The organism is Rhodococcus sp. p52, from assembly GCF_000763325.2.
Classification (GTDB): domain Bacteria; phylum Actinomycetota; class Actinomycetes; order Mycobacteriales; family Mycobacteriaceae; genus Rhodococcus; species Rhodococcus pyridinivorans.
In genome coordinates this window covers 4,485,885-4,511,658 of sequence record NZ_CP016819.1, presented here as the reverse complement: position 1 = coordinate 4,511,658, position 25,774 = coordinate 4,485,885, and the positions used below count along the sequence as shown (strand labels likewise).

The 25,774-nt window shown below is 67.7% G+C and carries 21 protein-coding genes; 15 read left to right on the top strand and 6 right to left on the bottom strand.

Annotated features, from left to right (window positions below):
* Positions 1-23: 23 nt before the first annotated feature.
* Both IM25_RS20845 and IM25_RS20840 read left to right on the top strand, forming a co-directional pair.
* The gene (locus IM25_RS20845; protein WP_084295049.1) at positions 24-1,415 is read left to right on the top strand and encodes a glutamate decarboxylase; all 1,392 of its coding nucleotides are present in this window, start codon (positions 24-26) and stop codon (positions 1,413-1,415) included.
* Between the two features lie 226 nt (positions 1,416-1,641).
* The gene (locus IM25_RS20840; protein ID WP_232333363.1) at positions 1,642-4,125 is read left to right on the top strand and encodes a LuxR C-terminal-related transcriptional regulator; all 2,484 of its coding nucleotides are present in this window, start codon (positions 1,642-1,644) and stop codon (positions 4,123-4,125) included.
* Positions 4,126-4,161: 36 nt separating this feature from the next.
* Here IM25_RS20840 and IM25_RS20835 read toward each other — a convergent pair whose 3' ends face one another.
* Positions 4,162-4,812 (bottom strand): amino acid-binding protein, encoded by a 651-nt coding sequence (locus IM25_RS20835; RefSeq protein ID WP_016691181.1) that lies wholly within the window; start codon positions 4,810-4,812, stop codon positions 4,162-4,164.
* A 367-nt stretch (positions 4,813-5,179) separates the two neighbouring features.
* On the opposite strand from IM25_RS20835, the gene gatC reads away from it, so the two are divergent.
* Positions 5,180-5,479 (top strand): Asp-tRNA(Asn)/Glu-tRNA(Gln) amidotransferase subunit GatC, encoded by a 300-nt coding sequence (gene gatC / locus IM25_RS20830; protein ID WP_006554549.1) that lies wholly within the window; start codon positions 5,180-5,182, stop codon positions 5,477-5,479.
* Positions 5,476-6,951, top strand: coding sequence for an Asp-tRNA(Asn)/Glu-tRNA(Gln) amidotransferase subunit GatA (gatA, locus tag IM25_RS20825; RefSeq protein ID WP_006554548.1), 1,476 nt, complete (start codon positions 5,476-5,478; stop codon positions 6,949-6,951). Before gatC ends, gatA begins: the two co-directional genes overlap by 4 nt.
* Positions 6,952-7,035: 84 nt before the next feature.
* Here gatA and IM25_RS20820 read toward each other — a convergent pair whose 3' ends face one another.
* Positions 7,036-8,316 (bottom strand): alpha/beta-hydrolase family protein, encoded by a 1,281-nt coding sequence (locus IM25_RS20820; RefSeq protein ID WP_033097741.1) that lies wholly within the window; start codon positions 8,314-8,316, stop codon positions 7,036-7,038.
* Positions 8,313-8,924: a hypothetical protein gene (locus tag IM25_RS20815; protein WP_006554546.1), complete on the bottom strand. Its 612-nt coding sequence runs from the start codon at positions 8,922-8,924 to the stop codon at positions 8,313-8,315. The genes IM25_RS20820 and IM25_RS20815 overlap by 4 nt, the downstream gene beginning before the upstream one ends.
* Before the next feature lie 167 nt (positions 8,925-9,091).
* On the opposite strand from IM25_RS20815, the gene IM25_RS20810 reads away from it, so the two are divergent.
* From IM25_RS20810 to IM25_RS20780, 7 genes are all read left to right on the top strand, one after another.
* Entirely contained in the window at positions 9,092-10,258 is a 1,167-nt protein-coding gene (locus IM25_RS20810; protein WP_442971516.1) for a sensor histidine kinase, read from the top strand.
* A gap of 11 nt (positions 10,259-10,269) precedes the next feature.
* A complete protein-coding gene (locus IM25_RS20805; RefSeq protein ID WP_033097743.1) occupies positions 10,270-10,947 on the top strand; it encodes a response regulator in 678 nt (225 codons plus the stop codon).
* Positions 10,948-11,160: 213 nt separating this feature from the next.
* Positions 11,161-12,312 (top strand): hypothetical protein, encoded by a 1,152-nt coding sequence (locus tag IM25_RS27055; RefSeq protein ID WP_156666038.1) that lies wholly within the window; start codon positions 11,161-11,163, stop codon positions 12,310-12,312.
* Positions 12,309-13,514: a DUF4041 domain-containing protein gene (locus IM25_RS20795; RefSeq protein WP_033097745.1), complete on the top strand. Its 1,206-nt coding sequence runs from the start codon at positions 12,309-12,311 to the stop codon at positions 13,512-13,514. The genes IM25_RS27055 and IM25_RS20795 overlap by 4 nt, the downstream gene beginning before the upstream one ends.
* Before the next feature lie 53 nt (positions 13,515-13,567).
* Complete coding sequence (locus tag IM25_RS20790) at positions 13,568-14,596, top strand: 6-phosphofructokinase (protein WP_006554543.1); 1,029 nt, start codon at positions 13,568-13,570, stop codon at positions 14,594-14,596.
* A gap of 42 nt (positions 14,597-14,638) precedes the next feature.
* On the top strand, positions 14,639-16,147 hold the full coding sequence (gene gatB, locus IM25_RS20785) for an Asp-tRNA(Asn)/Glu-tRNA(Gln) amidotransferase subunit GatB (RefSeq protein ID WP_006554542.1): 1,509 nt from the start codon (positions 14,639-14,641) through the stop codon (positions 16,145-16,147).
* 25 nt (positions 16,148-16,172) lie between these two features.
* Positions 16,173-17,378, top strand: a complete 1,206-nt coding sequence (locus IM25_RS20780; protein WP_065996354.1) for a cation:proton antiporter — start codon at positions 16,173-16,175, stop codon at positions 17,376-17,378.
* On the opposite strand, the gene IM25_RS20775 is transcribed toward IM25_RS20780, so the two are convergent.
* Positions 17,379-18,524: a PQQ-dependent sugar dehydrogenase gene (locus IM25_RS20775; protein WP_065996353.1), complete on the bottom strand. Its 1,146-nt coding sequence runs from the start codon at positions 18,522-18,524 to the stop codon at positions 17,379-17,381.
* Between the two features lie 77 nt (positions 18,525-18,601).
* Between IM25_RS20775 and IM25_RS20770 the strand changes: the two genes are divergently transcribed.
* Positions 18,602-19,363 (top strand): DoxX family protein, encoded by a 762-nt coding sequence (locus tag IM25_RS20770; protein WP_006554539.1) that lies wholly within the window; start codon positions 18,602-18,604, stop codon positions 19,361-19,363.
* Between the two features lie 78 nt (positions 19,364-19,441).
* On the opposite strand, the gene ilvD is transcribed toward IM25_RS20770, so the two are convergent.
* Together ilvD and IM25_RS20760 are read right to left on the bottom strand one after the other, a co-directional pair.
* Positions 19,442-21,283: a dihydroxy-acid dehydratase gene (gene ilvD, locus IM25_RS20765; protein WP_024101385.1), complete on the bottom strand. Its 1,842-nt coding sequence runs from the start codon at positions 21,281-21,283 to the stop codon at positions 19,442-19,444.
* Positions 21,284-21,422: 139 nt separating this feature from the next.
* On the bottom strand, positions 21,423-21,944 hold the full coding sequence (locus tag IM25_RS20760; RefSeq protein ID WP_033097748.1) for a PH domain-containing protein: 522 nt from the start codon (positions 21,942-21,944) through the stop codon (positions 21,423-21,425).
* A gap of 266 nt (positions 21,945-22,210) precedes the next feature.
* Here IM25_RS20760 and IM25_RS20755 point away from each other — a divergent pair, with 266 nt between their 5' ends.
* From IM25_RS20755 to ilvC, 3 genes are read left to right on the top strand one after another with little or no spacing between them, the layout of a single operon-like run.
* Positions 22,211-24,151 (top strand): acetolactate synthase large subunit, encoded by a 1,941-nt coding sequence (locus tag IM25_RS20755; RefSeq protein ID WP_082920932.1) that lies wholly within the window; start codon positions 22,211-22,213, stop codon positions 24,149-24,151.
* The gene (gene ilvN / locus IM25_RS20750) at positions 24,148-24,651 is read left to right on the top strand and encodes an acetolactate synthase small subunit (protein ID WP_006554535.1); all 504 of its coding nucleotides are present in this window, start codon (positions 24,148-24,150) and stop codon (positions 24,649-24,651) included. The genes IM25_RS20755 and ilvN overlap by 4 nt, the downstream gene beginning before the upstream one ends.
* A gap of 50 nt (positions 24,652-24,701) precedes the next feature.
* The gene (gene ilvC / locus IM25_RS20745; RefSeq protein ID WP_170318577.1) at positions 24,702-25,703 is read left to right on the top strand and encodes a ketol-acid reductoisomerase; all 1,002 of its coding nucleotides are present in this window, start codon (positions 24,702-24,704) and stop codon (positions 25,701-25,703) included.
* Positions 25,704-25,774 lie beyond the last annotated feature (71 nt).

Here is a 25,774-nt window from a genome sequence, read left to right as displayed (position 1 = left end):
TCGACGAGTGTTCGATGCGGGAAATGGAGGAAACCATGTCAGAGTCCAATGCTCCAGCCGAGACACTCGCACCTGCCTTCACCGGCAGACTCGGTACCGACCCGATTCCTGCTCTGCGACTTCCCAAGTCGGAGACCGATCCGGAGGCGACGTACCAGTTCATACACGACGAGTTGATGCTCGACGGCAGCTCGCGGCTCAACCTGGCGACCTTCGTCACCACGTGGATGGATCCGCAGGCGGGTCGTCTCATGGCCGAGACGTTCGACAAGAACATGATCGACAAGGACGAGTATCCGGCCACGGCGGAGATCGAGACCCGCTGCGTCAACATGGTCGCGGCCCTGTTCCACGCCGAGAACCTCGATCCGGCCGATCCGTCGTCGGCCACCGGCGTCTCGACGATCGGTTCGTCCGAGGCCGTCATGCTCGGCGGTCTCGCGCTCAAGTGGCGCTGGCGTGAGGCCCGTAGGGCCGCCGGCAAGGACGCGTCGAAGCCGAACCTGGTGCTCGGCAGCAACGTGCAGGTGGTGTGGGAGAAGTTCTGCCGCTACTTCGACGTCGAGCCGAAGTCCCTGCCGATGGAGCCCGGCCGTTACGTCATCACCCCCGAGCAGGTCCGTGAAGCGGTCGACGAGAACACCATCGGCGTCGTCGCGATCCTCGGCACCACCTTCACCGGTGAACTCGAGCCGGTGGCGGAGATCGCCGCCGCGCTCGACGAGCTCGCGGCCTCCGGCGGTCCCGACGTCCCGTTGCACGTCGACGCCGCCTCCGGTGGCTTCGTGGTGCCCTTCCTCCATCCGGACCTCGAATGGGACTTCCGTGTGCCGCGGGTCGTGTCCATCAACGTCAGTGGTCACAAGTACGGCATGACCTATCCGGGTATCGGTTTCGTCGTCTGGCGCTCGAAGGAACATCTGCCCGAGGACCTGGTCTTCCGGGTCAACTACCTCGGTGGCGACATGCCGACGTTCACGCTCAACTTCTCGCGTCCTGGTAACCAGGTCATCGGCCAGTACTACAACTTCATTCGGCTCGGTGTCGCCGGGTACACGCAGATCATGGAGACCCTGCGCGACACCGCGCTCATGCTGTCGAAGCAGATCTCCGAGATCGAGAACATGGCGATCATCACGGACGGCTCCGCCATCCCGGTCATCTCCTTCGAGGTGACGGGCGACCCCGGCTTCACGGTGTTCGACATCTCCCACGAATTGCGGGCCCGCGGATTCCAGGTTCCGGCCTACACGATGCCGGCCGACGCGGAGGACGTCGCGGTCCTGCGAATCGTGCTTCGCGAGGGCTTCAGCCGGGACATCGCCCACAAGCTCGGTGAAGACATCGCCGATGTAGTCGGATATCTCCGCGAGGGTGTCGGTCGCGGCCACACCGACCAGGCATTCGCACACTGAACGAAGTCGCAGCGGGGGAGAAGCTCACCGAGTTTCTCCCCCGCCGACGTGAAATCCGTTCGTGGACCGTGTGAATGGAGGTGCGGAGTTACTTCGATGTGATTCCTGGCGCGCGATCGGAATCCCGGCGAAATCCGTCATTTCCCCCGCCGGCTGCTAATATTTGCACATACTTGTGAGTCCGTTTCGAGGGCGATGCTGCCCGGATGCGAAAGGGATAGTGGACGTGCCGAGAACACTGCCTTTGTCCCGTCGCCGATTGTTCTCCGTTCTGTCCGCGCATTCCGAACTCGCCGTGATCCTCGGTGGCCCCTTCTCCGGCAAGACGACCCTCGTCGACACGTGGCTGGCGACCGACCCGTGTCCCGAGTGGGCGCCGGTGGTGATTCCCGAACCCGCGCACGACGTCACACCCGAGACCTACTGGGCGACGGTGTCATCGTTGCTGTGCACCTCCCTCGGAGTCGACGAACCCGTTGCGGCGGAAGGCTCCTTCGACTCGTTGTGTTCGATACTGGTCCGGCACCCCCGGCCCGTGATGTTCGTGCTCGACGGTGTCCGGTCGGTCGAAGCGATCGAAGACCGGGTCGGGCAGTTGCTGCGGCTCGGGCCGCAGGGGCGGATGGTGGTCACCAGCAGGGCCGCAGGCTCGTGGGCCGAACTTGTCGACGGACACCCGCACAGGACGATCGTCGGCGACGACGACCTGGCGTTCACCGTGGACGAGACCGCTGCACTGTGCCGGCTCTTCGGACTTGCGCGGGACCAACGCACCATCGAGTGGATCCCCCGCCGCACCGAAGGATTCGCCGCATTCGTCGCGGCGGTGTGTGCGACGCTGCGCGCCGAGAAGCCGGATCGGGTCTACGGCACCGACGCCCTCGACGTCCTGGTCGACTCGACCGTCGATCTCGTCGTCATGCATGTCGTGGCCGCGGATCCCTCACTGGCACTGTCCTCCCGCTCGGTCCTCGTCTCCGCCGCACCCAACACGGTGACGGAGTCGTCGATTTCGGCTCTACCGCACATCGACGACAGCGACGCCTTCCTCACCGCGCTGACCGAGTCGGGACTGATCGAGGCCTGCTCGACGGACGAGGACTCCACGGACGGCGAGACCGCCTGGCGCTATCCCGAGGTCGTCCACAGATCACTCCTGCGGGTGGGCAGCGCCGAATACCCGAAGGAGCTGTGGGATGCGCGGTCGGCTCTCATCGACTACTGGTTGCAGCGCTCGCGTCCGGACATCGCCCTCGAACATGCCGTGGAGCGGCGCGACTGGCGATGCGCGATCGACATCGTCGAGAAGAACTGGGTGGCACTGTACGGAAGCGGATCGCTCCGCTCCCTGGGGATCGTGCTGCTCGAGCTGCTCCCCGACGACATGACGACCAACGATCGCACCGTCGCGTCGCTGCGGACGATCACCGGTGCCCGGAACAAGGCGGGAGAGCCGGAACAGTGGGCCTTCCCTCGATCCTTCGAAACGATCCTTCGCCTCGGAGGTCTCCGGATGCAGGGTGCCTACGACGAGGCGATGGAAGTGTGCGACGGCCTGGCCACCGAACCCGTGCCGAATTTCGAGACGCTGGACGGCACGACCCGGCACGCCCACGGACTGAAATACCTCAACTTCGGCACCGTCTACCTCCTCGGCGGACGCACCACCGATGCCGGAACGATGCTGCGCCGTGCCCACACGGCGGGTCGCGGTGTGTTCGTCGAGCGAGAGGCCGCGGGCAAACTCGCGCTCCTCGAAGCCCTCCGGGGCCGGACCCACGAGGCGACCCGGTGGATCGAGGAGGAGCTCCGGCATCCGCCGATCATGGGAGAGGCCGAGGCCCTCATCCGTACGGCGGGCCTGGTCGCCACCGCGCTCGTGGCCCTCGACAGGCTCGACACCGGCACGGCCTTCCGCGCGCTCTCCGAACTCGGCACTCCCCGCCACACGGAAGAGTTGTGGGCGGCCGTCATGTACGCGCGGGGGCGACTGGCGCTGCTGAGCGGTGTGCCCGCCGACGGCCTGCTGTACATCGATTCGGAACTTCAGCACTTCTCCCATCGCCTCACCGGTATCTCCGCGGTGTTGGTCGATGCCGCGCGTGCCGACCTGCACCTCGCGCTCGGCGAGGCCCGCGCGGCGCGCGAGCTGGTCGACAGCTCGACGCACCCCCTCACGGCTCCGGCCCGTGCGCGATTGCGTCTGCTCGGCGGCGATCCCGGAGGCGCGGAGGTGATCGTGCATCGTGGGGATGCCGCCCGTGAGCACTGTCCGGCCGTCGGTGCGGAACTCGCCCTGATCGGATCGGTGGCGTCTCTGAGACTCGGTCGCCGCACCGATGCGCGACGGCATCTCCAGCGGGCCGTGGTGCTGGCGGAACATGCCGGGGTGACACGGCCGTTCGTCGGAGTCCCGCCCTCGGCCGTGCGCGACATCCTGTCGCTCGGGGTCGACCTGCCGATCGATCTCGACCCGGCGATGGCCGAGTACGGCATCTTCCGCGAGATCCGTGTCGTCGTACGGCTGACCCCACGCGAGCGCGCGGTCCTCGACGCATTGCTCGCCGGCGGCACGGCGAGCACGATCGCCAAGGAACAGTTCGTCACCCTCAACACCGTCAAGACCCAATTGCGTTCCCTCTACCGGAAACTGGGCGTGCATTCGCGTGAGGAAGCGATCGCGCAGGCGCACAGGCTCGTCGTCGGCTGAGACCCTTTCCCGAAGCTGCGACCGGAACCCGGGGGACTATCGGAGGACGGTGCCGACGATGCCCGCGAAGTAACCGATGCGTGCGATCTCGGACGGACGGAACTCCGGTCCGCCGGGGCGGCCGAGGACGAGGACGCGTTCGGGCGAGCCGAGGGGCGCGGCCGCGAGCATCGTGTCCATGTCGCGCCAGAGTTGCGGCACCCACTCACCGTCGTGGTCGAGCAGGGTGGCCTCGGCGAGCGGCATCCAGGGCACGCCGTTGAGGTGGGTCTCCGGCGAACCGGGGCTCCCCGCGATGCGGAAGATGCCGTTCGGGCCGACTCCGAGCACGGTTGCCCAACCCACGCGGAGCACCCGGGGAGCGCCGTCGACGAGGATCTGGATGCGGTCGTCGCGGGCGGCGGCGACGTGATCGATCAGTTCGAGTTCGCGATGGGTGTCGAGGATTCCGGCGTAGGGCCGGATCGAGTCGACCGTCACACCGGGCAGGGCCTCGGCCGCGGTGAGGAGCGTGTCGGGGAGCTTGCCCGGCTCGACGTCGACGACGAGATCGTCGATCGCGAAGTCCGTGCCGCGTTCGACGACGTCGAGCGACAGGATGTCGGCGCCGACCGAACCGAGCGCCAGGGCGAGCGAGCCGAGGCTACCGGGACGATCGGGGAGCCTGACACGCAAGAGGTACGACACGTGAGTCCTTTCCCCAGTCGGTTTCGTGCCGTCGACGAACGCCACATCGACGGCACATGGTGCGCCGGCATCCGAGTGCCGGCCCAGGGGCCCGTGTCGACCTCTGGCAGACCACATCCTTGCACCTCGGCGCCGGCGTCCGGGACGGCGCAGATCCGAAATTATGCCGACCCCATCGATAATCCCCGGTCGCGACGGTGCATGTCACACGAACGCAACACAGCGTTGCGAAGCTTGCAACATCGGCGGACGGGACGCGACGCCGACCGGGCGACGAGTGATGTCGCCGAACCGCGTGCGCCGTCGCTTCCAGGACGCATTACCCTGGACAGGACGTTCACTCTCCATCGGAAAGGGGCCATTCACGGTGCCTGCCATCTCCCGTGACGAGGTCGCGCATCTCGCCCGGTTGTCCCGGCTTGCGCTGACCGATGCCGAACTCGACGAGTTCGCCGGTCAGTTGGATTCGATCCTCAACCACGTCAAGGCGGTGTCGGAGGTGGCCGCGGACGATGTGGCTCCCATGGCGAACCCGAACGCCGTCACCAACGTGACGCGACCCGACGTCGTCGTCCCCGGTCTCACACCCGAGCAGGCGCTCTCCGGTGCGCCGGCCGTCGAGGAGGATCGCTTCTCGGTCCCGCAGATCCTGGGAGAGGGCGAATGAGCACGGATACGACACGCCTCGACGCCGCGACTCTGGCGTCGAAGATCCATGCCGGCGAACTGTCGTCGGTGGAGGTCACCCAGGCCCACCTCGATCGCATCGCCGAGGTCGACGGTGAGTACAACGCCTTCCTGCACGTCGCCTCCGAGCAGGCGCTCGCCGCCGCGGACGAGGTCGACCGTGCCGTCGCCGCGGGCGAGAAACCGGCCTCGGCGCTCGCCGGTGTGCCGCTCGCGCTCAAGGACGTGTTCACCACCACGGACATGCCCACCACGTGCGGTTCGAAGATCCTCGAGGGCTGGGTCTCGCCCTACGACGCGACGCTCACCACGAAGCTGCGCGAGGCCGGGATCCCCATCCTCGGCAAGACCAACATGGACGAGTTCGCGATGGGTTCGTCCACCGAGAACTCGGCCTACGGCCCCACCCGCAACCCGTGGGACACCAGCCGTATCCCGGGTGGCTCGGGTGGCGGTTCCGCTGCGGCGCTCGCGTCGTATCAAGCACCCCTCGCGATCGGCACCGACACCGGTGGCTCGATCCGCCAGCCCGCCGCTGTCACCGCCACCGTCGGCACCAAGCCCACCTACGGCACGGTCTCTCGGTACGGCCTCGTCGCCTGTGCGTCGTCGCTCGACCAGGGTGGTCCCTGCGGCCGCACCGTCCTCGACACGGCGCTGCTGCACGAGGTCATCGCCGGGCACGACCCGCGCGACTCGACGTCGGTGAACGCCCCCGTGCGTCCCGTCGTGGAGGCGGCGCGCCAGGGTGCGGCCGGCGACCTGAAGGGCCTGAAGGTCGGCGTGGTCAAGGAGTTGCACTCCGACAGCTACCAGCCCGGCGTGCTCTCGTCGTTCGATGCGGCGGTCGAGACGCTCACGAAGCTCGGTGCGGAGGTCGTCGAGGTCTCGTGCCCGCACTTCGAGTACGCGCTCGCCTCGTACTACCTGATCCTGCCGTCGGAGGTCTCCTCCAACCTGGCCCGCTTCGACGCGATGCGGTACGGCATGCGCGTCGACGACGGCACGATGAGTGCCGAGCAGGTCATGGCCGCGACCCGCGCCGCCGGTTTCGGCAAGGAGGTCAAGCGCCGCATCATGATCGGCACCTACGCGCTGTCCTCCGGCTACTACGAGGCCTACTACGGTCAGGCACTCAAAGTCCGGAGCCTCATCGCGCAGGACTTCGACAAGGCCTACGAGCAGGTCGACGTGCTGGTCTCGCCCACGAGCCCGTTCACGCCGTGGAAGCTCGGCGAGAAGGTCGACGATCCGCTGGCGATGTACCTGTCCGACCTGTGCACGCTCCCGACCAACCTCGCGGGGCACTGCGCGATGTCGGTGCCGTCCGGCCTCTCGGCGGACGACGGTCTCCCCGTCGGTCTGCAGATCATGGCCCCGGCTCTGGCCGACGAGCGCCTGTACCGCGTGGGTGCGGCCTTCGAGGCGGCACGAGGACCCATCGTCGCCTGATCCTTTCCCACACCACGACCCGTCGTGCCGTTCGTCGGCCGGCGGGTCGCGGTGTATCCGGACGCCGATCCGTGTGGGCGCGATCTACCCGTCGGCGGAGATGCACCGCGCCTGATCGTCGCCGTAGCGATGACCGTGACCGGGTGCCGCCTCGAGCGAGGTGAGCAGGTCCACCGTTGTGTTCACGAACGACACCACCGGCAGCCACGGCGGGGTCGGGGCATCGGCGCGCGCATGCGACAGATCGGGCGGCGACCACAGCAGCGACGGCCGCCACCACACCACCGGGTCGGAGGTGTTCGCCCGGACACTCGCACCGGCGGTGCGGACCCCCGCGGGTGGCCCCGCGAGGAACAGTGCACACGGCTCCGGTTCGTCGTCGAAGACGGCGCTCGCGCCGGACGCTCCCAGAGACTGCCCGTAGACGTGCAGGGCGGGGCGTCGCTCGTCGGGCAGCGTGGACAGGTACGCCCGCAAGGCGGTGACGAGCGCGCGGGCCTCCTCCTCCGCAGCACCGCGATCGAGGACGAAGGTCACCCAGCTCGGCATGTCCGAGTACTGCTGGGCGACGATGGCGACATCGTCGCCCCACCGGTCCTCGAAGCCGCGAACCGCAGCGGCATCGACCCAGCCCGAGCCGGTCGGCACGGCCACCACGAGATGCGGTCGGTCGAAGGCTCTCGCCCGGCGGAGTTCGTCCACCGCGAACTCGGCGCGCGCAGACGGATCCGGCGCGGCCGACAACGGTATGTAGATCCGGATCGGTGACCCCTCGGAGGGCAGGGACACGAACTTCTGCCCTTCTCGACCCAACCGGTTCCACAACACCGCCGATCCCACGCCACCCGACAATCCCGCCGAGAGCGCGGTGGGGGAGGCGACCGTGTCGACCGCCCCTCCGGTTGAGAAGGCCGCCGTGGTGCCGATCCCAACCGTGGCGCCGATTCCCAGCGTCGCGGCGACGGCCACCGCCACCCCGCGTCGCGACAGGAGGTGCACGAGGCGCGGAAGGGCGAGCAGCGCCGCGACGACCACGATCGCGACTGCCAGTGCCTCCAGCCACCAGCGCACATCCAGCGCCGGGACCGCCATCGCCTCCCGCAGACCGTTCTGCCACCGATGCGCACCGGCGGCCGTGACCAGAACGACGGATCCGCCGACGAGGCCGACGGGCACACGCAGTTCCGGTCTCGCCGGCCGCGGAGCCCGACCGGTCCGCCGCCTCGCGGTCACGACGAGACGGAGAACGGCCAGCGCGACCACGACGAACACCCCTGTGACGACGCCCTGCACGACCGACTGTCGCGGCAGCAGGGGAGGGGCGAGGGAGATCACCGTCGCGAGAACCACCGTGAGGATCGTCATCGCCGTACCTTTCGTGCCGTGAAGCCCAGAGCGACCGAGCCCGCAGCGACGGCCAGGGCCCACGGCGATTCCGCGACAGGTGTCCGGTGACCCTGTCGCCACGAGTTGAATTCCACTGCTGCAGAAGAAATCCCTGCGATCGGCGTGCAGGAGGGGATGCCGGGTTCGGAACGGCAGACGGTGTCGAGATGCCGTGCGAACAGACCGTCGAGGTCGCGGCGGGCACCGGTGTCCAGCTCGCCACCGGTGGTGTGGGCGTACCGCAGGAGGTCGTACCCGAGATCGTGCACCCGGCATGCCGATTCGAACGCCGCCGGCAGCGGCACCGGGGCGGAGCAGTCACCTTCGGGGTCGGCGAGCACCGTCGTCCCGTCCGCCCACTGTTCGACGATCGGCGCATACCCCATCACGGCGGTGAAATCGGCCGGCAGGGACGACAGTGCTCCCTCCGCGTCGTCGGCGACGAGCGCCGTCACCGTCGCTGCGGCCGCGGCGTCCTCCGTCGGGGGCGCGGCGGAGTGGGCGAGCGCCCCCGGCACGGCGGCATATGCTGCGGTGGCGAGGAAGGCGACCGACGCGACTCGGACCGCTGCGGATCTCACTGTCATGCCGGTGACGCTAGGAACGCGCAGCCCTGCACCGGACCCCGCGACGGAGCGATCTCGAGGAGGCCGACACCACCCGCAGAGCTATGCGGATCTCACCCCCAGGTATGAGGACAGTCGAGACCCCGGCTCCTAGCGTGGGTGAGGTGAAAGAGCTTGCGAAGTCCGGCGTGAGAACCGCGGGACGCCTGGGCCGGGGACGGTGGAGCGTTATCACCGTGGTCACCGTGACGTTGATCCTCTATGCGATCGCGTGGCCGACGCTGCCCCTGACCCACGACGTCTCCCCACCCCTGTTGCCGCTGATCTCGGGGATGGCGGTGTTCCCGTTCCTCCTCGTGCTCGTCCGGCCGGCGCTCGGGTGGGCGGTGGCCGCGGCGGCGGGACTCGTCATCCCGATAGCGTTCGACCTGGTCCCCGGCTACGACTATCCGTGGCAGGTCGTGCACATCATGGTGATGCTCGCGCTGGTGTTCGCCGTGGCGATCCGCGAGGAGATCCGGATCGTCCTCGTCGTCTGGGTCTCGACGGTTCTGCTCTTCGCGGCCTTCGTCCCCGGCAGCGACGGCTGGGGCTGGGGGATCGGGATCAGCGCGCTGGTGGTGTTCGGGCTGTTGGTGCGCTGGCTGGTGATCTCCCGACGGCAACTCGCCCAGCAGGAGGAAGCCAGCGAGCTCGAACGTGCACGGCGCGCCATCCTCGAGGAGAAGGCGCACATCGCACGCGACCTCCACGACATCGTTGCCCATCACATGTCGATGATCGTCGTGCAGGCGCAGAGCGCGCCCTACCGGCTCCCGGACGTGAACGACGACGTGCGCGCCGAATTCGACGCCCTCGGTGCGACCGCACGGGAGGCGCTGAACGAGGTCCGCACCCTGCTCGGAGTACTCCGCAGCGACGGGCAGCTCCCCGAACACGAACCGCAGCCCGACATCGACCGCATCGGTGAGCTGTTCGAGTCCTCCCGCCGAGCCGGGATGGCGCTCGAGACGGAGACGGTCGGCGTCCCCGCACCCGTCTCCGACGGTGTCGGACTCACCGTCTACCGGATCCTGCAAGAGTCTCTGGCGAACGCGGCCCGGCACGCACCCGGCACCCGCGTGTCCGCACGACTGCAGTGGGAGCCGGCGACCGTCACGGTGGAGGTGACCAACGGGCCGGCCTCGCCCGGTCAGGTCGACACCACCGTTCGGCAGTCGGACCGCAGCGGCGGCAACGGAATCCTCGGCATGGTCGAACGTGCGTCCGTCGTGGGCGGGCAACTCGTCGCCCATCCCCGCCCCGGCGGCGGATTCGAGGTCCGAGCGGTTCTCCCGGTGCTGACCGGGGCCTAAGGTGGGTGCCGATGACCGAACCGCACCCTCCCATCACCGTGTTCATCGCCGACGACCAGGCAATGGTCCGGCAGGGCTTCGGAGCACTGCTCGGAGCCCAGCCCGACATCAGCGTCGTCGGCGATGCCCCCGACGGTCGAGCGGCTGTCTCGGAGGTCGCGCGACTGCGGCCCGACGTCGTCCTCATGGACGTGCGCATGCCCGAGATGAACGGTCTCGACGCGGCGCGGCACATCCTTGCCGACACCCGTGAGCCGCGGTCGAAGGTGCTCATGCTCACCACCTTCGACCTCGACGACTACGTCTACGAGTCGCTCGGGATGGGAGCAAGCGGGTTTCTGCTCAAGGACGCCCCCGCCGACGAACTCGTGCGGGCCGTGAGGGTGGTCGCCGATGGTCAGGCACTGCTCGCGCCGACCGTCACCCGTCGCCTCATCGCCGACGTCACCAGCCGGCGCCGGCCGGCGAGAGGGCGCGACCGCGTCCTCGATCCGCTGACCCCGCGCGAACTCGAGGTGCTGGAACTGATCGCACACGGCCTGTCGAACACCGAGATCGCAGAACGATTGTTCGTCGCCGAGCAGACCGTGAAGACCCACGTCGGCAAGGTTCTCGCAAAACTGCACCTGCGCGACCGGGCACAGGCCGTGGTGCTCGCCTACGAGTCCGGTCTCGTCACACCCGGCTAAAGACATCGATACAGGTCGGTCGACATGGAGTGAAGACTCGTCGATGTAGGTGTGCCTGTCAGGATTCGTCGTCGATCTTGTGGTGTATCAAGAGGTATGGCACGACGACGTGGGTTCTTCGCCGAACTCCAGCATCAACAGCGGCTGGCTGCGCAGCGACAAGCGCAACAGCAGAGGGCAGCAGTCCGGGAGCACAACCGGACCGTTGCTGCCATGCAACGAGCCGCACGTGAGCGAGAACGCGCCGAGGCAGCAGCACAGCGTGCGGCAGCTGCCGATCGTGCCAGGTTGGAGAAGGAAGCGAAGGTCGCATACGTAGCGCAGCGAGAGGCGGAGGCAGCCCAGGAAAACGCGCTGATCGCCACGCAACTCGAGGACATCGAGGACTTGCTGGCAGCCACCCTCGATGTGGACGATTGGGTCGATCTCGAAGCGCTGAAACAGTCGGTCGAAAGGCGAAGCTTTCACCCTCCGGGCGATTTGCAGACGCCCACGCAGCAACCTCAGTACTTCGCACTACCCGATCAACCGCGCTTCGTGCCTCCGAGCACGCCGTCGGGACTCGCCGCCGCGTTGGGAGGAAATCGCCGATACAACGCTGAACTCTCCGCGGCTGCAGAAGTCCACAGGGAGCACATGCGTGGCTGGTGGGATGCCTTCCAGGAGACATTCCGACAGAACGCAGTCCTTCGTGACCGCTGGCGCACCTACGAACGCGAACGCTACCGGCGGCTCGAACAGTCGATGCGCGCGCACGAGGCCGCCGAAGAACGCCGTCTACGCGATGTGGAGGTTGCCAACGAGAAACTCGACAGATTGATTGCCGGGTTGCGCCGTCGCGAACCTGCCGCGCTGGAGGAGTACGTCGGTATCGTTCTGGCGAATTCGGCTTATCCCGAATGCTTCGACGTAGTGCACGAGTACAGCTACAACTCCGAGGATCTGGAAATGAAGGTTTCGGTTGCCGTTCCTGCACCTAGGGAATTTCCGTCCATCAAATCGGTTCGATATGTGAAGGCGAGCGACGAGATCGTTCGGACTCCGCTCTCCGCAACCGACCTGAAGCGGCGGTACAACAACGCGGTGAATCAAGTGGCGCTGCGAACCGCACACGAAGTGTTCGAGGCAGACCGTGAAGCCGTGATCGACGCCGTGTCGCTCACCGTTGTGGCGGATGCCGTGGACCCCGCTACCGGGCGTGATGCCACAGTGGCACTCCTGCAATTGGCTGTGGACCGAGAAACGTTCATGGCTCTGGATCTGTCACGCGTGGAGCCCGCCCAGACGTTGAAGCATCTGTCTGCTGCAGTGTCGAAGAATCCGTACGGGCTGGTGCCCTTGGCCGGGACGGGAGTTCGAGGATGACCGACGCTCAGGAAACGATCACTGCTCTCCGTCGCACGTTGATCGCCAAGGAGCGGGAGGCAGCCGAACTCGTCGACCGTGTGGCGGAGTTGACCGCTCAATTGTCGGCGCGGCCCGTTTCCCCATCACAAGGCGCACCGGTCGGAAGAGATCTTCCCTCGGACGATCGGTTGATCACCGTCGAAGACGCCCTCGTGCTTCAGGAGGTCGGTCTCTACGAGTATCACCACCCATTGGAGAACGCCGCTGCCTACCAAGAGCGATTGGAGGAACTGCGGGACGAGATCCGGTCGTCGATCACAGACGGTCGCGCCATCGAGGTGGGCAAACAGTTCAGCTTCAACAATTCCCTCGCAGAAGGCCGTCGCCTCACTCGTGATCTCGGCAAGTTGATGCTGCGCGCATACAACGCAGAGGCCGAGAACTGTGTCCGCGCGATTCGGGCTGGGAATCTGCAGACCGCGATCAAGCGCCTGGACAAGGCCGCTACCGATATCGAGAAGCTGGGCGCCTCGATGCAGATGCGGATCGACCCGGCATATCACCGTCTCCGCATCACCGAGATCGAACTGACGGCCGACCATCAGATGAGACTCAGCGAGGAACGCGAGGCCGCCCGAGAAGAGCGCGAACGACTTCGCGAAGAACGCAAGGTCGAGCAGGAACTCGCTCGCAGGAGGCAGGAACTCGACAAAGAGCGGGAACACTATCGAAACGTGCTTGCTCGCATCCAGGATCCGGCCCAGCGTGCCGATGCCGAGCGAGAGATCGCCCGGTTGGACGCAGCGATAGCCGACAACGACTACCGCGCGGCGAATATCCGGGCCGGCTATGTGTACGTGATCTCGAACATCGGTGCTTTCGGACGAAACGTCGTCAAGATCGGACTCACGCGTCGGCTCGACCCCATCGACAGAATCCGAGAACTGAGCGGTGCCTCGGTACCGTTTCCGTTCGATGTACACGCTCTGTACTTCTCGGACGATGCCGTCGCGTTGGAGAACGAACTCCACAAGGAGTTCTCGAAGTACCGGGTCAACCATGCGAACGTGCGCCGCGAGTTCTTCTTCGCGAGCCCGGAACAAGTCCGCGATGTACTCGCGACCAAGGTCGGTAACCTGCTCGAGTACACCACCGAACCCGAAGCAACCCAGTACTTCCAATCCGTGCGATATTGGCCCGAGTCTCCACTGCGGTCCTAGCTCTCGAAAGGCAGGATTGGTACCGGCACGAAGTCGAGTCCATGGAGGTATGGATGACGAGGATCGGAATTCTCACCAGTGGCGGGGACTGCCCCGGGCTCAACGCGGTCATCCGCGGTGCGGTGCTCAAGGGCACCGAGGTCCACGGACAGGAGTTCGTCGGATTCCTCGACGGCTGGCGCGGTCTCGTCGAGGGCGATGTGATCCCGTTGGACCGCAGCCGTGTTCGCGGTCTCGCCCAGCAGGGTGGCACGATCCTCGGCACGAGCCGGTTCGGTCCGTACCAGGGACCCGACGGTGGGGCACAGAACATCCAGAAGACCCTCGGCCGCCTCGGGATCGACGCGGTGATCGCCATCGGGGGAGAGGGCACCGCTGCCGCCTCGAAGCGACTGTTCGGTGAAGGGATCCGCATCGTCGGTGTGCCGAAGACGATCGACAACGACCTCAGCCACACCGACTACACCTTCGGTTTCGACACGGCCGTCGAGATCGCGACGGTGGCGATCGACCGTCTCCGCACCACCGGCAACTCCCACAAGCGGTGCATGGTGCTCGAGGTCATGGGCCGGCACGCCGGATGGATCGCATTGCACGCGGGTACTGCCGGTGGTGCACACGCCATCCTCATCCCCGAACACCCCGAGAGCCTCGAACAGATCTGCGAGTGGGTGACCAGCGTCCGCGACCGCGGGCGTTCGCCGATGGTTGTCGTCGCTGAGGGCTTCACACTGCCCGAGATGGAGGAGGCGTACTCCACCAAGGGGCTCGACGGATTCGACCGGCCGCGTCTCGGCGGTATCGCGGAGGTGCTCGCGCCGCTCATCGAGAAGCACACCGGCGTCGAGACCCGCGCGACGGTGCTCGGTCACATCCAACGGGGCGGTGTCCCCACGGCATTCGACCGGGTGCTCGCCACGCGACTCGGCATGGCGGTGACCGATCTCGTCGCCGAGGAGGATTGGGGGCGCATGGTCGCGCTGCACGGCACCGACATCGCTCGGGTCGATTTCGACGAGCTCGCCGAACCGAAGTACGTGCCCGACGAGCGCTATCAGGAGATGCGGATCCTGTTCGGGTGAGGCGGCGCGTCGGCACTGTCGGCGCCGTCTAAAATCGACACCATGACTGCCTCCGTGTCCGCTGACCTGCTCGCCTACGACGACGTGCTCGCGAAGTTCGAGCCCGTGATGGGCATGGAGGTGCACGTCGAGCTGCACACCGCCACCAAGATGTTCTGCGGCTGCCCGACCACCTTCGGCGCCGAGCCCAACACGCAGGTGTGTCCGGTCTGCCTCGGTCTGCCGGGGGCGCTGCCCGTCGTCAACCAGGCCGCGGTCGAGTCCGCGATCCGCATCGGCCTCGCGCTGAACTGCTCGATCACCCCGTGGGGTCGCTTCGCGCGTAAGAACTACTTCTACCCGGATCAGCCGAAGAACTACCAGATTTCGCAGTACGACGAGCCGATCGCCACCGACGGATATCTCGATGTCGTACTCGATGACGGCACCACCTGGCGGGTCGACATCGAGCGCGCGCACATGGAGGAGGACACCGGCAAGTCGCTGCACGTCGGTGGCGCCACCGGTCGCATCCACGGTGCGAGCCACTCGCTGCTCGACTACAACCGCGCCGGTGTGCCGCTCGTCGAGATCGTCACCAAGCCGATCGTCGGTGCCGGCGAGCGCGCCCCCGAGGTCGCCCGCGCCTACGTCACCGCCCTGCGCGACCTGCTCGAGGCACTCGACGTCTCCGACGTCCGCATGGACCAGGGTTCGATGCGGTGCGACGCGAACATCTCGCTGATGCCCATCGGCGCGAAGGAGTTCGGTACCCGCACCGAGACGAAGAACGTCAACTCCCTCAAGTCCGTCGAGGTGGCCGTGCGCTACGAGATGCGGCGCCAGGCGGCCGTACTGGTCTCCGGTGGTGAGGTGATCCAGGAGACCCGGCACTTCCAGGAGGCCGACGGCACCACCTCGCCCGGTCGCCGCAAGGAGACCGCCGAGGACTACCGCTACTTCCCGGAGCCCGACCTCGAGCCGATCGCGCCCGACGCCGCCTGGGTCGAAGAGCTGCGCGCGACGCTGCCCGAGCTGCCGTGGCTGCGCCGCGCCCGCATCCAGGCCGACTGGGGTGTCTCCGACGAGGAGATGCGCGACCTCGTCAACGCCGGAGCGCTCGACCTCGTCATCGCGACCACCGAGGCCGGCGCCCCCGCCTCGGAGGCCCGCTCGTGGTGGGTCGCCTACCTGGCCCAGCAGGCCAACACCCGCGGTGTCGAACTCGCCGAACTGCCTATCACACCCGAACAGGTCGCCCGCGTCATCGCGCTGGTGGCCGACGGCAAGCTGACGAACAAGCTGGCCCGTCAGGTCGTCGACGGTGTGCTCGCCGGTGAGGGCGAGCCCGACGAGGTGGTCGCCGCTCGCGGTCTCGAGGTCGTGCGCGACGATTCGGCGCTGCAGGCCGCGGTCGACGCCGCGCTGGCCGCCAACCCCGACATCGCCGACAAGATCCGCTCCGGCAAGGTTCAGGCGGCCGGCAAGATCGTCGGCGACGTCATGAAGGCCACTCGCGGACAGGCCGATCCGGCGCGCGTGAAGGAACTCGTCATCGCTGCGTGCAGTTGATCTTGCGCGGCTAGAGTAGCGGCGCATGGACGCTGCTGTCGCCACCTCGCTGTTCTGGATCGCCGTCGCGGCGGTGCTGGCACCGCTGATCGCCGGCGCCGTCCCGCGTCGGCTGGTGCCCGAGGTCGTGCTGCTGCTGGTGACCGGTGTCCTCATCGGCCCCTACGCGTTCGACCTCGCGGAGACGGGCAGCGAGATCGGCATCCTGCGCGAACTCGGCCTGGGGATGCTCTTCCTGCTCGCCGGATACGAGATCGCCCCCGCCGAGTTGCGCGGGCGGGGTGGGCGCCGCGCGATGCTCACCTGGTGCGTGTGCATGCTGTTGGCGCTCGGTACCGTCGCCGCCCTGGGAGCGGTCGGCCAGGTGCACGCCGAGATTGCCGTGGCGATCGCCCTGACATCCACAGCGCTGGGGACGCTCCTGCCGATCCTCGCCGACCGCGGGCTCGTCGCGACCCCACTCGGACGCTCGGTGCTCAACCACGGGGCGTTCGGAGAGCTGCTGCCCGTCGTGGCCATGGCGACCCTGCTCGGTGCGCGCGGCGCACTCGGCTCGCTGATCGTCCTGCTGGCGTTCGCGGTCGTGGCCGTCGCCGTCGCCGTGCTGCCGACCTGGATCCTGCGGGAGGGCTCACGGTTCACCCAGTTCGTCCGGCTCGGCTCCGACACCACCGCCCAGATCCCGGTGCGCCTGACGATGTTGCTGCTCGTCGGACTCATCGCCGTCGCGGCCGTCTTCGATCTCGACATCATTCTCGGGGCCTTCGCGGCCGGTTTCATCCTGCGCCGCACGATCCCGGCGGGCGACGAGCGGCTCGAGAAGAAGCTCGACGGTCTGGGCTACGGCTTCCTCATCCCGATCTTCTTCGTCACCTCGGGCATGGCGATCGACGTCGGTGCCGTCGTGAGTGCCCCGGGGATCCTGCTGGCATTCCTCGGACTGCTCGTCCTGGTGAGGGGTGTACCGGTGTTCGTCGCATCGCGCCTCGAACGCGACGAGACCGGCAACCGCATGTTCGGAACCGCCGAACAACTGCAGATCGCCCTGTACTCCACTACGGGTCTGCCACTGATCGTCGCGGTCACCGGCGTCGCGGTGAGTGCCGATCAGATGACGAACGCGAGCGCGTCGATCCTCGTGGCGGCGGGCGCCGTCACCGTCCTCGTTCTCCCGATGCTCGCGGGGCTGCTCCACCACCCCGCTGCGGCGGAGACACCGGGGCGGGCATGATCAGTCGAATCCGCCGCCACCGACCGGGAACTGGATGCGGATGACGCGGTCGTCGTTCGGTCCCGGTTCGGCGCCGGACTTGTTGACCGTCGAGACCCACAGCAGGCCGTCGGGCGACGAAGAGGCGCCGCGCAGCATGCCGTAGCGGTCCTCCGCCGCGAGGACGGGGGACGCCGTGACCGCGCCGGTCCCCGGATCGGTAGCAACGACCGCGACGGCCTTCGCGTCGGTGAGCGAGATCGCGATCCCGTCGGGAGCCGCCGCGCACCCGGCGACACCGGGCCGCTCGGGCCACGTCCAGGCCGGGCCGGTGCCGGTCGAGCCGTCGACCCCGACACGTTGGAGCCGGTCCTCGAGGGGAGTGCGGTCGGTGATCCACAGGTTGCCGTTCGGATCGCGGCACACATCGCCCGCGGTGCCGATCCCCGACAGCATCACCGAGGGAGTGGGTGCTGCGCCGGGTGCCGGGAGCGGCAGGGTCAGGAGCTTGCCGGACAGGACGTTCGGATCGTTTGCGGCCGCTGCGTTTCCGGCGTCGCCGGTCAGGACGGCGAGCTCGGTGGGCGAGACGAATTCGATGGCGCCGGAATTGCCCGTCGCGCCGCGCGGGATTCCCGTCAGCACGTCCTTGGGAGTGTCGCCCGCGGCGATGCGGACCACGCGGTTGTCCGAGGCCGTGGTGATGTAGGCGTAGAGCAGTCGGTCCTCGGCGAAGGTGGGGGAGAGTGCCACGTCCAGGAGCCCACCGTCCCCGGATCCATCGACCGGGATCGTCGCGATCTCCACCGGCTCGGTCTCCGGCGCGACCTGCAGTATCCGACCCGTCCGGCGCTCGGTGACGAGCGCGGAGTTGCCGTCGGGCATCGTCACCAGGCCGCCGGTGACGTCGAGGCAGGTCGCGATCACGGACGGGTCGGGATCGACACACGGCCCCGGAGGCTTGGGGGAGGCGCTCGGCGTGGTCGTCTCGGTGGGGTCCTGGGGCCCGACGCCCGGTCCCGGATCGAAGGTGGGTTCGGGAGTGAACGGGCTCGATGCGGAGTCGTCGAAGCGGGCGCAGGACGGGACGGCGAGGACTCCGACGGCGAGCGCCGCCGCTGCCGCACGTACGCCCCACGAACCCGTCCACCGCGTACCCCGTGTCATGCCGCAAACGTTACCGGCACGACGCGCGCACCCGCGGATGCCGGGTGTGGGGGCAGTCACGGGCCTAGGCTGGGAGCGTGGCCGACAACAAGAACGGTGGCATACCGGACGCGGGTTCGAGTTCCTACGGAAACCAGCCCGACGAGCACACACTCGAGATGCACCGACCACGCGAGTCGTATCTCGGATCCGACGATGACTTCGGCGCAGGCGGAACTCCCCTCGGCAGCGACGCCTACGCCGCTCCCACCGAGCAGATGTACCGGCCGGAGCCGGTCTACGGTGCGGATACGGGCGGCGCGGTGGTCGCCGGCGAACAGGCCCCGGCGAAGGTGCGCCGCGGAACGCTCGACCTCGGTCTGTTCGTCCTGCGTGCGGCGGTCGGGGCGATCCTCGTCGCCCACGGACTGCAGAAGCTGGTGGGTCTGTGGAACGGGCCTGGACTCGACGGTTTCGAGTCGTTGCTCCGCGATGCGGGATACCAGCAGCCCGCCGTGCTCGCGATCGTCGGCGCGGTCGGTGAGATCGCAGCCGGAGGACTGCTCGTCCTGGGTCTGCTCACCCCGTTCGCCGCTGCCGCGATCGTCGCGATCATGGTCAACGCGGTGCTGTTCAAGCACGAACTCGAACCGGGCGTCCAGTTCTTCGCCGCCGAATCGTCGGGCTTCGAATTCGAGGCCCTCCTCGTCGCCTGCGCGGTGGCGATCACCCTCACCGGACCGGGACGCATCGCGATCGACGGACGACGCGGGTGGGCGACGCGTCCGTTCCTGGGCTCGTTCGTCGTGCTGCTGCTGGGTGTGGCGGCCGGCGTGTGCCTGTGGATCTTCGGACGCTGACATACGAAGGACGGACACCAGGCGAGGGCCCCGCGATCGGGATGATCGCGGGGCCCTCGTTCCTGCTGTCGTGAGGTGTTACGGCACGCGCCGGACGGCACCCTTGTCGGCGGAGGTCGCCAGAGCGGCGTAGGCGCGCAGTGCCTTCGAGACCGTGCGCTCACGGTCGACGGGCTGCCACGGACGCTCGGAGGCCTCCATCTTCGCGCGACGATCCGCGAGCACCTCGTCCTCGACGAGCACCTCGAGGGTGCGGGTCGCGACGTCGATGCGGATCCGGTCGCCCTGCTCGATCAGGCCGATCACACCACCGGACGCGGCCTCGGGGGAGACGTGCCCGATGGACAGACCGGAGGTGCCGCCCGAGAAGCGACCGTCGGTGATCAGGGCACACACCTTGCCCAGACCGATGCCCTTGAGGAAGGAGGTCGGGTGCAGCATCTCCTGCATGCCGGGGCCGCCGGCCGGGCCCTCGTAGCGGACGACGACGACGTCGCCGGCCTTGATCTTCTTGCCGAGGATGACCGAGACGGCCTCCTCCTGCGACTCGACGACGTAGGCCGGGCCCTCGAAGTGGAACAGATCCTCGTCGATACCGGCGGTCTTGAGGATCGCGCCGTCCGGTGCGAGATTGCCGCGCAGCACGCACAAGCCGCCCTCGACGGTGTAGGCGTGCTCGATGTCGCGGATGCAACCGTTCGCGGCATCGGTGTCGAGCGACGACCAGCGGTTGTCCGTCGAGAACGGTTCGGTGGTGCGCACACCGCCCGGTGCGGCGTGGAACAGTTCGAGGGCCGTCTCGGACGCCTTGCCGGAACGGATGTCCCAGGTGTCGAGCCACTCGTCGAAGCTCTTCGTGTGGACCGTGGAGACGTCGGTCTCGAGCAGACCACCGCGGCGCAGCTCGCCGAGGATGGCGGGGATTCCGCCGGCGCGGTGCACGTCCTCCATGTGGTAGTCGGAGTTCGGGGAGACCTTCGCCAGGCAGGGCACCCGGCGGCTGATCTCGTCGATGGTGGTGAGATCGAAGTCGACCTCACCCTCCTGCGCGGCGGCGAGGGTGTGCAGCACGGTGTTGGTGGAACCACCCATGGCGACGTCGAGCGCCATTGCGTTGCGGAAGGCGGCCGGGGTGGCGATGTTGCGCGGAAGCACCGACTCGTCGTCGTCGCGGTAGTAGCGCAGGGCGGCCTCGACGATCGTCCGGCCGGCGGTCTCGAACAGTGCGCGTCGCGCCTCGTGGGTGGCGAGGGTCGAACCGTTGCCGGGCAGCGCGAGACCGAGAGCCTCGGTGAGGCAGTTCATCGAGTTTGCGGTGAACATGCCCGAGCACGAACCGCAGGTCGGGCACGCGCTGCGCTCGACCTCGTCGAGTCCCGCGTCGTCGACGGCCTCGCTGGCGGAGGCCGAGATGGCGGTGATGAGGTCGGTGGGGGCCTGCGCGACACCGTTGACGACGACCGCCTTGCCGGCCTCCATCGGACCACCGGAGACGAAGACCGTCGGGATGTTCAGGCGCATCGCGGCATTGAGCATGCCCGGGGTGATCTTGTCGCAGTTCGAGATGCACACCAGTGCATCGGCGGTGTGCGCGTTGACCATGTATTCGACGGAGTCGGCGATGATCTCGCGGCTCGGCAGCGAGTAGAGCATGCCGCCGTGGCCCATGGCGATGCCGTCGTCGACTGCGATGGTGTGGAACTCGCGCGCCACGCCGCCCGCTTCGCGCACGGCCTTCGCGACGATCTCACCGACGTCCTTGAGGTGGACGTGACCGGGTACGAACTGCGTGTAGGAGTTCGCGATGGCGACGATCGGCTTGCCGAAGTCGGAATCGGTCAGGCCGGTGGCGCGCCACAGGGAGCGCGCTCCCGCGGCGTTTCGTCCGACGGTGGTGGTGCGTGACCTCAACGGGGGCATGGGCTGACTTCCTTGACGGTGACTGGTGCGCAATCGGCCGGGCCGCGTCCGGGCGCCGGGCTGGGCGGATCCGGGCAACGGCACCGACGAATCTACTCGCGTGCTTCCGGATGCCTCTATTCGCACCCGGTCGCGAGGATCAGGAGGAGCGGTCCCCCTTCTTCTCGACGGTGACTGCGTCGTCGGTGGTTTCGGCATCCGGACCGGCTTCGGCGGCCGCCTTCTCGCGGAATGCCTTCTCCTCGGCGAGCTGTGCGGCCGCGTACGGATCGGTGATGCGGCCTCCGCTGGCCTCCGACAGCTGCGGCAGCCGGCCGAAGGTGACGACCGGCAGTGCGACCTCGCTGCCGTCGGTGAGCCGTGCGCGGGCCCAGCCCCGCTTCGGGAACCGGAGGCCGTCGAGTTCGTCCCACTTCAGGTTCGTCGTCTTGAAGGTCGCTCGCGCGACGATGCCCTCGGGGCCGACGACGGTGCGTACCCGCACGACCCAGGCGGCGACGAGGAACGGGATGATCAGCGTCCATGCGAAGGCCTCCGGCCACGCCAGCGCGGGGGAGGCGAGGGCGAGGAACAGCAGAGCGCACGCGAGGAAGGACAGTCGCGAGATCTGGATGACCTGCGTCGTCGAATCGGGCGTGTGGGATGATGGGGGCGGTGGCACGGGCTGCTGGGAAGATGACACCTCTACATCTTCGCACTGCAGCCGCGGCATCTCACATTCTGGGACAGTGGACCGCACCAAGTTGACTGTCTGGACACCATGCGCCTACCGTCGAGCGCGTGAATCAGAATGGGTTGCTCGTAATCGGCCGGCGCGTCGTCGCCTGAGCCGCATTTCGCAACTCGCCCACGACGCGCCACCCTCGTACAGCAGACTTGCTGACGAGGGTTTTTTGTTGCCCGGAGCCAGAATCAGAGGAATTCGCAGTGAGCGCACCAACCGCACGGCCTCAACCCTCGCCGCGAAAGCCGGGGTCCGCCACCCCGACTCCCGCAGCTGCCGCGACGCAGCCCGCCAATCGACGCCAGGTCGCCCCCGAGCGGGTCACCGGCGCCCAGTCGGTGGTCCGCGCACTCGAGGAACTCGAGGTCGACACGGTATTCGGCATTCCCGGCGGCGCGATCCTGCCCGTCTACGACCCGATCTTCGATTCGCGGCGCGTGCGCCACGTGCTCGTCCGTCACGAGCAGGGCGCCGGGCACGCTGCCACCGGTTACGCCCAGGCCACCGGCAAGGTCGGCGTGTGCATGGCCACTTCCGGTCCGGGCGCGACGAACCTCGTCACCCCGCTCGCCGACGCGCAGATGGACTCCGTGCCCCTCGTCGCGATCACCGGCCAGGTCGGTCGCCCGCTCATCGGTACCGACGCCTTCCAGGAAGCCGACATCTCCGGCATCACGATGCCGATCACGAAGCACAACTTCCTGGTCACCGACGGCGCCGACATCCCGCGCATCCTGGCCGAGGCGTTCTATCTCGCCTCCTCGGGCCGACCGGGCGCGGTCCTCGTCGACATCCCCAAGGACATCCTCCAGGCACAGACCACCTTCAGCTGGCCGCCGAAGATGCACCTGCCCGGCTACCGCCCGGTGACGAAGCCGCACGGCAAGCAGGTCCGCGAGGCCGCGCGACTGATCGCCGACGCGAAGAACCCGGTGCTGTACGTCGGCGGCGGTGTCATCAAGGCCGAGGCGTCGGCCGAGCTGCTCGAGCTCGCCGAGCTGACCGGCATCCCGGTCGTTACGACGCTCATGGCCCGCGGTGCGTTCCCCGACAGTCACAACCTGCACTGCGGCATGCCCGGCATGCACGGCAACGTCGCCGCGGTGGCCGCACTGCAGAAGAGTGACCTGCTCATCACCCTCGGTGCCCGCTTCGACGACCGCGTCACCGGTCAGCTGGACTCCTTCGCGCCCGACGCCAAGGTCATCCACGCCGACATCGACCCGGCGGAGATCGGCAAGAACCGGCACGCCGACGTGCCGATCGTCGGTGACTGCAAGGAGGTCATCGTCGAACTGCTCGAGGCGATCCGCGCCGACCTGGCGACCGGCACGAAGCTCGACTACACGGCATGGTGGGCCTACCTCGACGACATCCGTCGCACCTACCCGCTGAGCTACGACCGTCCCACCGACGACACCCTGTCGCCGCAGTACGTCATCCAGGCCGTCGGTAAGCTCGCCGGTCCCGACGCGATCTACTGCGCAGGCGTCGGTCAGCACCAGATGTGGGCGGCGCAGTTCGTCGACTACGAGAAGCCGCGCACCTGGCTCAACTCCGGTGGTCTCGGCACCATGGGCTACGCGGTGCCCGCCGCGATGGGCGCCAAGATGGGTTGCCCCGACACCGAGGTGTGGGCCATCGACGGCGACGGCTGCTTCCAGATGACCAACCAGGAACTCGCGACGTGCGCCGTCGAGGGTGTGCCGATCAAGGTCGCGCTCATCAACAACGGCAATCTCGGCATGGTCCGGCAGTGGCAGACCCTCTTCTACGAGGAGCGATACTCGAACACCGACCTGGCGACGCACTCGCTACGCATCCCCGACTTCGTCAAGCTCGCCGAGGCCCTCGGCTGCGTGGGCATCCGCGTCGAGCGCGAGGAAGACGTCGAGCCTGCGATCCGCCGGGCGCAGGAGGTCAACGATCGTCCCGTCGTGATCGACTTCATCGTCGGCAAGGACGCGCAGGTGTGGCCGATGGTCGCCGCCGGCACGAGCAACGACGAGATCATGGCGGCTCGCGACATCCGGCCGCTGTTCGACGACGACGCCGCTGCCGACGATCCCGCCGTCATCCACGAGACCATCGACGCGCTCGAAACCCGCAGCGAGAACGCTGCGGCCCAGGAGGAGACCAAGTGAGCACGAGTCACACCCTCAGTGTTCTCGTCGAGGACAAGCCGGGCGTGCTCGCCCGAGTCGCATCGCTGTTCTCGCGACGCGGCTTCAACATCGAATCCCTTGCCGTCGGTGGCACCGAGGTGCCCGACATCTCGCGGATGACGATCGTGGTGACCGTCGACGAGTTCCCGCTCGAGCAGGTCACCAAGCAGCTCAACAAGCTCGTCAACGTCATCAAGATCGTCGAGCAGGAGGACGAGGCGTCCGTCGCCCGCGAACTCGTGCTCATCAAGGTGCGCGCCGACGCGAGTGTACGCACCCAGGTCATCGAGACGGTGAATCTGTTCCGCGCCAAGGTGATCGACGTCTCGCCCGAGTCGCTGACCATCGAGGCGACCGGTACGCGGTCCAAGCTCGACGCGCTGTTGCGCATGCTCGAACCGTACGGAATCCGCGAGATCGTCCAGTCCGGTGTCGTCGCCGTCGGACGCGGTCCGAAGTCCATCACGGCTACCCGTTAGCCTTAACACACCCATACTTGCTGAAAGAGGTAATCACTGTGGCAGTCGAGATGTTCTACGACGACGATGCCGACCTGTCGATCATCCAGGGTCGTAAGGTCGCCGTCATCGGCTACGGCAGTCAGGGACACGCGCACTCGCTGAGCCTGCGCGACTCGGGCGTCGACGTTCGCATCGGTCTGAAGGAGGGCTCGAAGTCGCGGGCCAAGGCCGAGGAAGCCGGTCTCACCGTCGGCACCCCCGCCGAGGTCTCCGAGTGGGCCGACGTCATCATGATCCTCGCGCCCGACACCGCCCAGGCGTCGATCTTCACCAACGACATCGAGCCCAACCTGAAGGACGGCGACGCGCTGTTCTTCGGCCACGGCCTCAACATCCACTTCGGTCTCATCACCGCTCCGGAGAACGTGACCGTCGCGATGGTCGCCCCCAAGGGCCCCGGCCACCTCGTGCGTCGTCAGTTCGTCGACGGCAAGGGCGTTCCCGCGCTCATCGCCGTCCATCAGGACCCCAAGGGTGAGGGCCAGGCGCTCGCGCTGTCCTACGCCAAGGGCATCGGCGGCACCCGGGCCGGCGTCATCAAGACCACCTTCAAGGAAGAGACCGAGACCGACCTCTTCGGCGAGCAGGCCGTGCTCTGCGGTGGCACCGAGGAGCTCGTCAAGACCGGCTTCGACGTCATGGTCGAGGCGGGCTACGCCCCCGAGATGGCCTACTTCGAGGTTCTCCACGAGCTCAAGCTCATCGTCGACCTCATGTACGAGGGTGGCATCGCCCGCATGAACTACTCGGTGTCCGACACCGCGGAGTTCGGCGGCTACCTCTCCGGCCCGCGCGTCATCGACGCCGGCACCAAGGAGCGCATGAAGGAGATCCTGAAGGACATCCAGGACGGCACCTTCGTCAAGCGTCTCGTCGCCAACGTCGAGGGCGGAAACAAGGAGCTCGAAGGTCTGCGCAAGCAGAACGCCGAGCACGGCATCGAGGTTGTCGGCAAGCAGCTGCGCGACCTGATGAGCTGGGTCGATCGCCCCATCACCGAGACGGCGTGACAGCCACCTGATCCGGTCACGGCGGCCCGGTACCCCTACGGGGTGCCGGGCCGCCGTCGTCGGTGCGCGTG

Bases quoted from the DNA above. Each gene is read 5' to 3' on its own strand.
- IM25_RS27055 (WP_156666038.1), top strand. From the start codon at position 11,161: ATGCAACGAGCCGCACGTGAGCGAGAACGCGCCGAGGCAGCAGCACAG.
- IM25_RS20805 (WP_033097743.1), top strand. From the start codon at position 10,270: ATGACCGAACCGCACCCTCCCATCACCGTGTTCATCGCCGACGACCAG.
- gatB (WP_006554542.1), top strand. From the start codon at position 14,639: ATGACTGCCTCCGTGTCCGCTGACCTGCTCGCCTACGACGACGTGCTC.
- IM25_RS20775 (WP_065996353.1), bottom strand. From the start codon at position 18,524: ATGACACGGGGTACGCGGTGGACGGGTTCGTGGGGCGTACGTGCGGCA.
- IM25_RS20790 (WP_006554543.1), top strand. From the start codon at position 13,568: ATGACGAGGATCGGAATTCTCACCAGTGGCGGGGACTGCCCCGGGCTC.
- ilvD (WP_024101385.1), bottom strand. From the start codon at position 21,283: ATGCCCCCGTTGAGGTCACGCACCACCACCGTCGGACGAAACGCCGCG.
- gatA (WP_006554548.1), top strand. From the start codon at position 5,476: ATGAGCACGGATACGACACGCCTCGACGCCGCGACTCTGGCGTCGAAG.
- ilvC (WP_170318577.1), top strand. From the start codon at position 24,702: ATGTTCTACGACGACGATGCCGACCTGTCGATCATCCAGGGTCGTAAG.
- IM25_RS20780 (WP_065996354.1), top strand. From the start codon at position 16,173: ATGGACGCTGCTGTCGCCACCTCGCTGTTCTGGATCGCCGTCGCGGCG.
- IM25_RS20845 (WP_084295049.1), top strand. From the start codon at position 24: ATGGAGGAAACCATGTCAGAGTCCAATGCTCCAGCCGAGACACTCGCA.
- IM25_RS20815 (WP_006554546.1), bottom strand. From the start codon at position 8,924: ATGACAGTGAGATCCGCAGCGGTCCGAGTCGCGTCGGTCGCCTTCCTC.
- IM25_RS20795 (WP_033097745.1), top strand. From the start codon at position 12,309: ATGACCGACGCTCAGGAAACGATCACTGCTCTCCGTCGCACGTTGATC.
- IM25_RS20820 (WP_033097741.1), bottom strand. From the start codon at position 8,316: ATGACGATCCTCACGGTGGTTCTCGCGACGGTGATCTCCCTCGCCCCT.